Origin of the sequence: Streptomyces sp. NPDC006332, from assembly GCF_040612855.1 — a bacterium.
Lineage (GTDB): Bacteria > Actinomycetota > Actinomycetes > Streptomycetales > Streptomycetaceae > Streptomyces.
In genome coordinates, this window is record NZ_JBEXRA010000066.1 from 36,818 (window position 1) to 45,662 (window position 8,845).

At 68.4% G+C, this 8,845-nt stretch carries 8 protein-coding genes; 3 read left to right on the forward strand and 5 right to left on the reverse strand.

Annotated features, from left to right (window positions below; genetic code table 11):
* Window positions 1-32: 32 nt before the first annotated feature.
* The 5 genes from ABZ027_RS37635 to ABZ027_RS37655 form a co-directional block, all read right to left on the reverse strand.
* Complete coding sequence (locus ABZ027_RS37635) at window positions 33-698, reverse strand: DUF4389 domain-containing protein (RefSeq protein WP_356776551.1); 666 nt, start codon at window positions 696-698, stop codon at window positions 33-35.
* Window positions 699-752: 54 nt separating this feature from the next.
* Window positions 753-1,337, reverse strand: coding sequence for a hypothetical protein (locus ABZ027_RS37640; protein WP_356776553.1), 585 nt, complete (start codon window positions 1,335-1,337; stop codon window positions 753-755).
* A 189-nt stretch (window positions 1,338-1,526) separates the two neighbouring features.
* On the reverse strand, window positions 1,527-2,258 hold the full coding sequence (locus ABZ027_RS37645; protein WP_356776555.1) for a hypothetical protein: 732 nt from the start codon (window positions 2,256-2,258) through the stop codon (window positions 1,527-1,529).
* Between the two features lie 153 nt (window positions 2,259-2,411).
* The gene (locus tag ABZ027_RS37650) at window positions 2,412-4,451 is read right to left on the reverse strand and encodes a CocE/NonD family hydrolase (protein ID WP_356776557.1); all 2,040 of its coding nucleotides are present in this window, start codon (window positions 4,449-4,451) and stop codon (window positions 2,412-2,414) included.
* A 16-nt stretch (window positions 4,452-4,467) separates the two neighbouring features.
* Window positions 4,468-5,820, reverse strand: coding sequence for an ATP-grasp domain-containing protein (locus ABZ027_RS37655; protein WP_356776559.1), 1,353 nt, complete (start codon window positions 5,818-5,820; stop codon window positions 4,468-4,470).
* 303 nt (window positions 5,821-6,123) lie between these two features.
* Between ABZ027_RS37655 and ABZ027_RS37660 the strand changes: the two genes are divergently transcribed.
* The 3 genes from ABZ027_RS37660 (at window position 6,124) to ABZ027_RS37670 (ending at window position 8,751) form a co-directional block, all read left to right on the forward strand.
* A complete protein-coding gene (locus ABZ027_RS37660) occupies window positions 6,124-6,330 on the forward strand; it encodes a hypothetical protein (protein ID WP_356776561.1) in 207 nt (68 codons plus the stop codon).
* 337 nt (window positions 6,331-6,667) lie between these two features.
* Window positions 6,668-8,380, forward strand: coding sequence for a cytochrome c oxidase subunit I (ctaD, locus tag ABZ027_RS37665; protein ID WP_356776563.1), 1,713 nt, complete (start codon window positions 6,668-6,670; stop codon window positions 8,378-8,380).
* Window positions 8,377-8,751 (forward strand): hypothetical protein, encoded by a 375-nt coding sequence (locus tag ABZ027_RS37670; RefSeq protein WP_356776565.1) that lies wholly within the window; start codon window positions 8,377-8,379, stop codon window positions 8,749-8,751. Before ctaD ends, ABZ027_RS37670 begins: the two co-directional genes overlap by 4 nt.
* The last annotated feature ends 94 nt before the right edge of the window (window positions 8,752-8,845 follow it).

Here is an 8,845-nt window from a genome sequence, read left to right on the forward strand (position 1 = left end):
TTCCGGAGAGCGGAACACGGTCGCGCGGTGATTCAGGGCTGCTCCTGAAGGGCGGTCGGCTCCGAGCCGCCCTGGTCGAGCCGGAACGGTGGGTACGCGTCGGTCATCAGAGTGACGTAGGCGCAGACTCGCAGGACCCACCGGTCGAGGCCGATGATCAGGGCGAACAGATCCTTCGGATACTTCTCGGTGAAGGCCAGGATCACCGCCGCGATGACCGTCAGCAGGGTGATCAGCCCGCCGGACCACCAGCCGAGGTGGGCGCCGCCGAGGAAGAAGCCGATGACCATGTACTGCGGGATGGCCAGCAGCCACCACTTCACCAGCACCAGCCCGCGGGACAGGCGCTGCGGGTAGGCGATGTCCAGCCGTGCCGGGTACTCCGGTTCCTCGCCCAGGCTGAACGGCGGGTAACGGTCGGTTCCCAGGGCGTCGTACGAGTAAAAGGCGACCCGCCAACTCCAGCGCAGAACACCCAGGTTGAAGTCGAACAGGGCGCGGGGATAGCGCTCGGTGAACAGGATGGCGAAGAACGCGATCACGGTCACCACGGTGAAGGCGATCCAGAGGAAGAACAGCACCACATAGTGCGGAATCGCGAGAATCCACTTCACGAGCCACAGCCATCGGGACAGTGGCGAGTCGATACGCGCGTACACCCGCACCGGCCGGTCCGGGAATCCCACCGGAGTCGTCATGGTCACCAGCTCCTTCGCCAATGTCGTCCTGCGCGACCGCCGACCGGGCCCGCATCATGTGGCCTTACGCCCCCACTGCGGTCCCACCTGGGCCCACTCACGGCTCCATTCCTCGTAACGCCCCTGGTCGAGCCGCCACCGCGCGAAGCGTGCGGCAGCGAACGTCAGACCTCCGAAGGTGAGCGCGGCCCCCGTGCCGAGCAGTGCCGCCTCGGCGGCCGCCGCACCCGCGGTCGGCGGCTTCGCGGTGAGCTGACCCCGGCTGTCCGTCCATATCACGACCCCTGATCCGGGCTTGTGCCCGGAATCCACCAGCGTCCAGCCGATACGGGGAGAGCCGTCCGACGCCGTCCAGCGGACCTTCGCCCGGACACGCTCGGATGCTCCGGCCTCCCCCGTCGGTACCGGTTCGGCCCTGCTCTTCACGAGGACGGCCGCGACCGGGTGGCGCTCGCGCCGCAGTTGGGCGAAGGACTCCTGCGCCGCGTGGCCCGCCACCAGGCCGACGAGGGTGCCGCCCACCACGATGACCGCCCAGACCACCAGGACGATCCAGGCTTCGACGATGTCCGCGCGCCGACGCAGCGGATTGCTCCGCCACCGCCACCACCTCTGCGTCGTTCGCGTGGCCTCACGCATGGGACTGCACCTCCTCGTCGTCCCTGAGAGGAAGGTGACACCCGGGAACGAGTGGTGGCTGGGGCCGAACGGGCGGCCTGACGGGGCCGTCCGGTACACCCCTCACATCCAGCCTTGGCCGGTTCTCCCTGGCGCGCAAGCGCTGACCGGTACCACCGGACCGAGTACGGCGGCGCAACCGCCGGACACCTACCGCGGTCGCATCAGGTCCACGTCCGCACCCCATGCGTCCAGCACCGCGCCGTGACCGGCCCGGCGTGCCACCGCCTCGACCTGGCCGAACAGACGATGCTGTGCCGACACGTCGCCCGTCGACGAGATGCGGTCCACGGCATCGAGCAGCAGGCCGGTGTCCCAGCCGGGCAGCGGGAAACGGTCAAGCTCCCAACGCAGATACTTGTTGTAAGGGCGGGGCCGACGGTCGAGAGCGAAGAGCAACTCCAGCAGGAACCGGATGCTGTCGGCGGCGTCCAGCCGGGCCGCGAGGGCATGTCCGTCGCGGTCGTTCTTGACCGAGCGGTAAAGGGAGTTGGCGTAGGCGTCGAGCCACCCGCCGGCCTGCCGGAAGGCCTCGTCGGCGTCGAGCCGGGCCATGCCTGCCAGGATCCGGGTGATGCCTCCCTCGAGCCGGTCGAGCACGATCCGGGCACGGGCGAGGGCGTACCGCTCGAAACCGCCGGCGCCGCGGAACTCCTCGAGGGACAGCACGACGAGGTCGAGATCTGGGGCGCGATGGCCCGTGAACCGGGTGAGGGACGTCGTCGCGCCGTCGGCGAGAACGACGTACAGGTCGTGGTCGGAGTACGGGGTGGTCATGTCCTCGTGGGCGCGGGAACCCTTGAGGACGAGGCCGAGGACAGCGGGGTCAGCGGCGGCGAGTTCGACGAACGCGTCGTAGGTGATGGGCTGCTGAGCACTCATGACGTGATCTCCGGCGGTGGTGAGGACGGGTATACCGACCGGGTGGCCCCACCTGATCCGGGGCCACCCGTACCGTCTGCGACGGCGCTCGGCCGCCGCCCGGAAGATCAACGCACGTGCGGACTCTACCCACCTGGCCGGCCGCAACACGCCCTAGAGCAGATCGCGTGGCACCGTCTCGTTCCAGGTGCGGGAGAACACGCGGCGGTCGCCCTCGTAGCCGTCCAGCGTGGCGTCCACGAAGAAGTCCTGCTCGTCGCAGCTGAGCCGGGTGTGCGTCACCACCCGGACGTCCCAGTCCGCACGCCGGAAGCGCATGGTCCAGGTGGACTCGCCGCTGACCGACGTGAAGTCGTCCGCGACGGTCGCGTAGCGCTCGTAGGCGCGGCGGCCCGCGTCGAGGTCGATCTCGTCGAAACGGATCAGGCCCTGGTCCTTCACGATCTCCAGTTCGGCGTTGTAGCCGATCAGGTCCCGCTTCACGTCCCACCGCTGCTCAGGGGGCGTCAGCCGGGTCACGGCCAGGGGCGGAGTGCCCTCGGGCTCCTCGAACGGGTTCGAGGGCGCCTCGTCGGGTGCGTCCGTCGGGCGGACCGGGAGCGTGAGGGTGCTGGAGCCCTCGTGGACGCTGAGCAACGCCGGCCTCGGGGGTGGCCAGGCCAGCGGCCAGTACGACGTGGACAGGGAGAGGCGGATGCGGTGTCCGGGCGGGAACGCCTGCGCCACTCCGTTGAGGTGGACGGTCGCGCGGTAGCGCCGCCCCGGCTCCAGCGGCTCGGGGTCCTCGGTGCTCTCGCGCCGGGTGAGATTGAGCAGACCGTACGTGACCCGGGTGGCGTCGCCGTCGGGGCTCACATCGGACAGGCGCGCGGCCACCATCGCGACCGGCTCGTCGGCCGAGACGTCGAGTTCCACGGTCGGCGACCCCAGGATCTCCAGCCGTTCGGTCAGCGGCTCGGTCTCGAAGACGAGGGAGCCGCCGTCCTCCTCGCGCTGGTCGTAGGGCAGGTCCGGGGGCGCGTTGTACGAGGCCCACTTGCCCGCGAACTGGCCGACGGACAGCGGCGAGCGCACCGTCATCGCGGTGCCGTCCCCGTCACCGGCCGCCGTGTCCTCGCCGGGGGAGCCGATGCGGTGTCGGGTCAGTGGGTGCGTGACCCGGTGGACGTGCGGAGAGGGCCACGTGGGTTCCGCGACCCAACGGCCAGGCCGCTCCTCGTACGACGTGGACGGGGGCACGCTGTCCTGCATCCAGGTGTGCAGCATGGGGCCGTCCATGACGCCGTTGTCGACGCCCTTGAGCCAGTGGTCCCACCACCGCACCACTTCCTGGAGGTACCCGATGGCGGGTCCCGGTTCGCCGAGGTGGGGGAACTTGTGCGACCAGGGGCCGATCAGTCCCTTGCGGGGCACGTCCAGGTTGCCGAGCAGGCGGGTGACGGCGTTGGAGTAACCGTCCGCCCAGCCGCTGGAGGCCAGGACGGGACACCGTACGTCCTGGTAGTTCTCGGAGACCGACGCGTGCCGCCAGTAGTCGTCGCGGCGTTGGTGGCGCAGCCACTCGAGGACCCAGGGGCTGGTGTTCTCCAGGCGCTCCTGCCACATGTCACGCCAGCGGTCACCGACCACGGCCGGGTCGGGGGGGCAGGTGCCGTAGGCGAACATGGTGCCCGCCTCGGCGAGGTTGTCGGAGAGCATGGCCCCGCCCATGTAGTGCATGTCGTCGGCGTGCCGGTCGTCGGTGAAGGACGCGATGACGATGGCGCGCAGGCTCTGTGGCTGCCGGGCGGCGACCTGCAGAGCGGCGAAGGCCCCCCAGGAGATGCCCATCATGCCGGTGTTGCCGTCGCACCAGGGCTGCTCGGCCAGCCAGGCCAAAACCGCTTCCGCGTCGGCCTGTTCCTGTTCCAGGTACTCGTCCTTCAGCACCCCCTCGGAGTCACCGGTACCGCGCACGTCGACACGGACGCAGGCGTAACCGTGCCCGGCGATGTACGGGTGGTGCATGGAGTCCCGTACGGAGGTGAGGTCGCGTTTGCGGTAGGGGATGTACTCCAGCACCGCGGGCACGGGCTCGTTGTCCGAGGACGTGGGACGCCAGACGCGCGCCGACAGCCGGGTGCCGTCGGGCATGGGGACGCTGACGTGCTCCTCTTCCTTGGTGGCGTACGGCAGGTTGGTCACGTAACGCATGAGGCCGGCGTGCTCCTTACTCTTTCGGGCTCTCGACCCGCGGGTTGTCCGACCGCGGGCTTTCGGCCTGTGGGCTCTCGTCGAAGGTGAGTCCCAGTGCGGCCACGCAGTGGTCGTACTTCTCCCGCAGGTCCTCCTCGTCGTTGCCTCCGGTGAAGACATGGGCCAACTCGAAGCTGTAGCTGTCCTGTTGGGACAGTTCCGACAGCCGTTGCCCCTCCTCGAGTGTGACGTCGACGCGCACACCGTCGGTCTCACGCTCGATGCGGGCGAGGTCCTCGGGCGACGGCACATGACCCACCACGCCGTCCGTGAACCAGCGGTAGTACCACTTCGCGGACATCGCGTAGGGGCCCTCGCGGTGCGGCATGCGCGGGTCGTCACCGAGGGCGAGACTGACCATGCAGTGGTGGTTGGGTACGCCGTCGACGTACTGGAACAGTTCGGCGTGGGACTGGGAGTGCCGCGGGTTGATCTCCAGGAGGTTGATCTCCTGGGTCTGCGGGTCGTAGAAGTACTCCACGCTGAAGGTGGCCGAGTCGAAACCGATCTGGCGCATCACCCGCTCGGTGACGTCGTGGAGCTGCCCGATCACCGGCGGCGGCAGCGTCGAGGGGTACTGGTGGCGCAGGAAGGACGACGTGTCGGGATAGTTGATGGAGTCCAGCACGCCGTAGACGGTCACTTCGCCCTGATGGACGTAGCCTTCGACGGCCACCTGGATGCCTGACATCGCTTCTTCCGCGAGGCAGACCTGACCTCCGACGCCGTCCATCTCGGGCGGCAGCTCGATGCGGTCGAGGATGTACTCGAAGGGTCGGCCGACCCGGGCGATGCCCTCGCGGATCTCGGCGACCGCGGCCCGGAACTCGTCCAAGTCCTTGACGCCGAAGGCCAGTTCGGATGAGTAGGAGAGCGCCGGTTTGACCCACATGGGGAACCGCACGCCCTCGGGAGGGCGTGGGTCGGCCGCTTCCAGATCGACCTTGCCGAACCGCGGGATCCGGTCAGTGGCCTTCTGCTGTTCGAGCCGACTCCAGTACTTGTGCTCGCACTTGACCACCGCCTCCAGGCTCGTGCTGCGGGTCTTGTAGCGCTCGCTGAGGATGGGCACGAGGGTGCTGACCGGGAAGTCCCAGTAGCCGACGATCGCGTCGATGGTTCCGTCGAAGGCATCCAGAGTCCGCTGGGCCTTGTCGAGGAGCTCCGGCACCGACACCTCGCCGCCCTGCAGTTCCTCGGGCGACATCAAGGGGTGAAAGAGCACTGACTTCGCAGCCGGCGCCGCACGGAGCGTGGGCACATTGGCCTCGTCGAGGCCGATGACAAAGATGTTCTTCTCATTCACGTTCTTGTCCGGCTCCGGCATCTTCCCACTCTCCACTGCTTACTTCACTCACTTCAGTACTCACTTCACTTACTTCGGAAGATCGTCGGAGTACCCGCGAGGTGCACGGCCAACCTTCTGCCCGCGGGTGCCCGCCGACCTCCAGGCGCGGGCCGCGGAGCGATCAGCTGCTGCGGGGCGGTCGATCTCGGCCCGGAGTGAGGGCACCAGGCGGGGGGTACTCGGTCGGCCCTACGAAGGGAGGCCCGATGAGCAGGAGAAGAGTTCCGGAGCCCGCGACGCACGACCAACCGCGGAACCGGAACACCGAAAGGAAGGCCGACCATGAGTGAGCAGACCCCGTCCCGGGCGGAGGGTGAACGGCAGCAGGAGGCCACACCGGACAACGGGGCGGAGGAGACCGAGCGTCGCGACGTGCAGCGGACGACCCCCTCTCAGGCAGAGGGCGAGGACGCCGGGCACGCGGACACCGGGGAGGATGAGGCCAAGGAGAAGACGGATCAGTGGGAGAGCGGCTGGTCCGGTCCCTGACTCCGGGCGCAGAGCCGCCCGCTGACGCCCCGGCCGCCGGTCGGCGACGCTGGAAACCGCCCCGCTGGTGGCCGGTCGGCATGGCCGAAGCCAATGTCCGCCGGCCGGCTGGTCCACGCTGGGCGCCGGCCATGCATCCAGCGGACACCACTCGACCGGATGGACCATGCGTCCACTGAGCCTAAGAACATCGGTTTCCGATCGCGCCTGCGCAGCGGCAGGACTAGTTTCCGGCGGGCCGGTCACGCACCGCCCGACACCATGACCGGCGGAGAAGGCGGCCATGTGTGCAGCCGCCCTCTTCACCGTCATGCGCTGCCGCCCGTTGAGGAGACTGATGGCGACCCATACCGAACCGGTTTCTCCGGTTCCGGCGGCCGAGCGCCGCAGCCGGGGTCAGGTGATCGTCGCCTGGCTGACCACGACCGATCACAAGAAGATCGGCCACCTCTACCTGATCACGTCGTTCGGGTTCTTCCTGATCGGTGGAGCGCTGGCGATGGCCATCAGGGCCGAACTGGCCCGGCCGGGACTTCAGATCCTCTCCAGCGAGCAGTACAACCAGGCGTTCACGATGCACGGCACCATCATGCTGCTGCTGTTCGCGACGCCGACGTTCGCCGGGTTCGCCAACGCGATCATGCCGCTGCAGATCGGCTCCCCGGACGTCGCCTTTCCGCGGCTGAACATGTTCTCGTACTGGCTGTTCGCCTTCGGCGGTCTGATCGTCCTCTCCAGCTTCCTCACCCCGCAGGGCGCCGCCGACTTCGGCTGGACCGCCTACACACCCCTGAGCGGTGGTGAGCACACCGCCTTTGTCGGCGGCGACCTGTGGATCATGGGGTTGGCGCTGGCCGGCTTCGGCACCATTCTCGGCGGGGTCAACTTCATCACCACCATCATCTGCATGCGCGCGCCCGGCATGACCATGTTCAGGATGCCGATCTTCACCTGGAACGTGCTGCTCACCTCGGTGCTCGTCCTGCTCGCCTTCCCGGTTCTGGCGGGCGCCCTGCTCGCGCTGGAGGCGGACCGGAAGTTCGGGGCGCAGATCTTCGACCCGGAGAACGGCGGGGCGATCCTGTGGCAGCACCTGTTCTGGTTCTTCGGCCACCCCGAGGTCTACATCCTCGCCCTGCCCTTCTTCGGCGTGATCACCGAGATCCTCCCCGTCTTCTCCCGGAAACCGATCTTCGGCTACATGGGTCTCGTCGGCGCCACCATCGCCATCACCGGCCTGTCCGCGACGGTGTGGGCACACCACATGTTCGCCACGCAGGCGGTGCTGCTGCCGTTCTTCTCCTTCATGAGCTTCCTGATCGCCGTCCCCACGGGCGTGAAGTTCTTCAACTGGATCGGCACGATGTGGAAGGGCTCGATCTCCTTCGAGCCGCCGATGCTGTGGGCGGCCGGCTTCCTGGTCACATTCCTCTTCGGCGGGCTGACCGGGGTTCTGCTCGCCTCCCCGCCGCTGGACTTCCACGTCACCGACAGTTACTTCGTGGTCGCCCACTTCCACTACGTTCTGTTCGGCACGATCGTTTTCGCCATGTTCGGCGGCTTCAGCTTCTGGTGGCCGAAGATGACCGGGACCATGCTCGACCACCGACTGGAGAAGATCCACTTCTGGACCCTCTTCGTGGGCTTCCACACCACCTTCCTGGTCCAGCACTGGCTCGGCGCGCAAGGCATGCCCCGCCGGTACGCCGACTACCTGGCCGCCGACGGCTTCACCGCCCTCAACACCGTCTCCTCCATCGGCGCCTTCCTCCTCGGACTGTCCACCTTCCCGTTCCTCTACAACGTGTGGAAGACCGCCAAGTACGGCGAGCGGGTCGAGGTCGACGACCCGTGGGGCTACGGCCGCTCCCTGGAGTGGGCCACCTCCTGCCCGCCGCCCCGCCACAACTTCGTCACCCTGCCGCGCATCCGCTCCGAATCCCCTGCCTTCGACCTGCACCACCCGGACCTGGCGGAGCTCGAACAGCGGGAGAATCTCGGCAGGCGCGACGCGGTGGACGCCGACAGCCACAAGGGGGAACCCCGGTGAAGCGCGGCAGACACGAGGCACCGGACGCCGGGCGCGGCAACCTGCTGGCCGACACGGTCGAGGGCTATCTCCTCGCACGCACCCACCACGACCAGGCGCGCCGGGAAGCCGAGCGTCTCTGCGCCCGGCTGCCGTGGCTGTCCACCGCCCAGGCCGAGGACGTCACACGCCATTTCGTCCACCAGCGCATCGAGCTCACCCGCCAGATGTTGCTGAGCACGACCGAGCGCGCCGCCGAGCTCCGGCAGGAATACGAGTGCCGCTACGTCGAGCTTCGGCGCGCTCTGCTCAGACGTCACGCGGCCTGCGCTTCAGCCCTCCTCGCCTGCACCGGCGCGGTGTGCACCGCGGCGTGTCTGCTCGCCCGCTAAGAGCTCCGAACAAAAGTGCAGCCCGGCTCGCGGCGTCTGGCACGCACGCTCGCCGCGTTGCCGAAAGCCCCTAGTAGCTCCTCCCCCACTCTCG

Excerpts from the sequence above, each read along its gene's own strand:
- ABZ027_RS37635 (WP_356776551.1), bottom strand. The coding sequence starts at position 698 with ATGACGACTCCGGTGGGATTCCCGGACCGGCCGGTGCGGGTGTACGCG.
- ABZ027_RS37640 (WP_356776553.1), bottom strand. The coding sequence starts at position 1,337 with ATGCGTGAGGCCACGCGAACGACGCAGAGGTGGTGGCGGTGGCGGAGC.
- ABZ027_RS37645 (WP_356776555.1), bottom strand. The coding sequence starts at position 2,258 with ATGAGTGCTCAGCAGCCCATCACCTACGACGCGTTCGTCGAACTCGCC.
- ABZ027_RS37650 (WP_356776557.1), bottom strand. The coding sequence starts at position 4,451 with ATGCGTTACGTGACCAACCTGCCGTACGCCACCAAGGAAGAGGAGCAC.
- ABZ027_RS37655 (WP_356776559.1), bottom strand. The coding sequence starts at position 5,820 with ATGCCGGAGCCGGACAAGAACGTGAATGAGAAGAACATCTTTGTCATC.
- ABZ027_RS37660 (WP_356776561.1), top strand. The coding sequence starts at position 6,124 with ATGAGTGAGCAGACCCCGTCCCGGGCGGAGGGTGAACGGCAGCAGGAG.
- ctaD (WP_356776563.1), top strand. The coding sequence starts at position 6,668 with ATGGCGACCCATACCGAACCGGTTTCTCCGGTTCCGGCGGCCGAGCGC.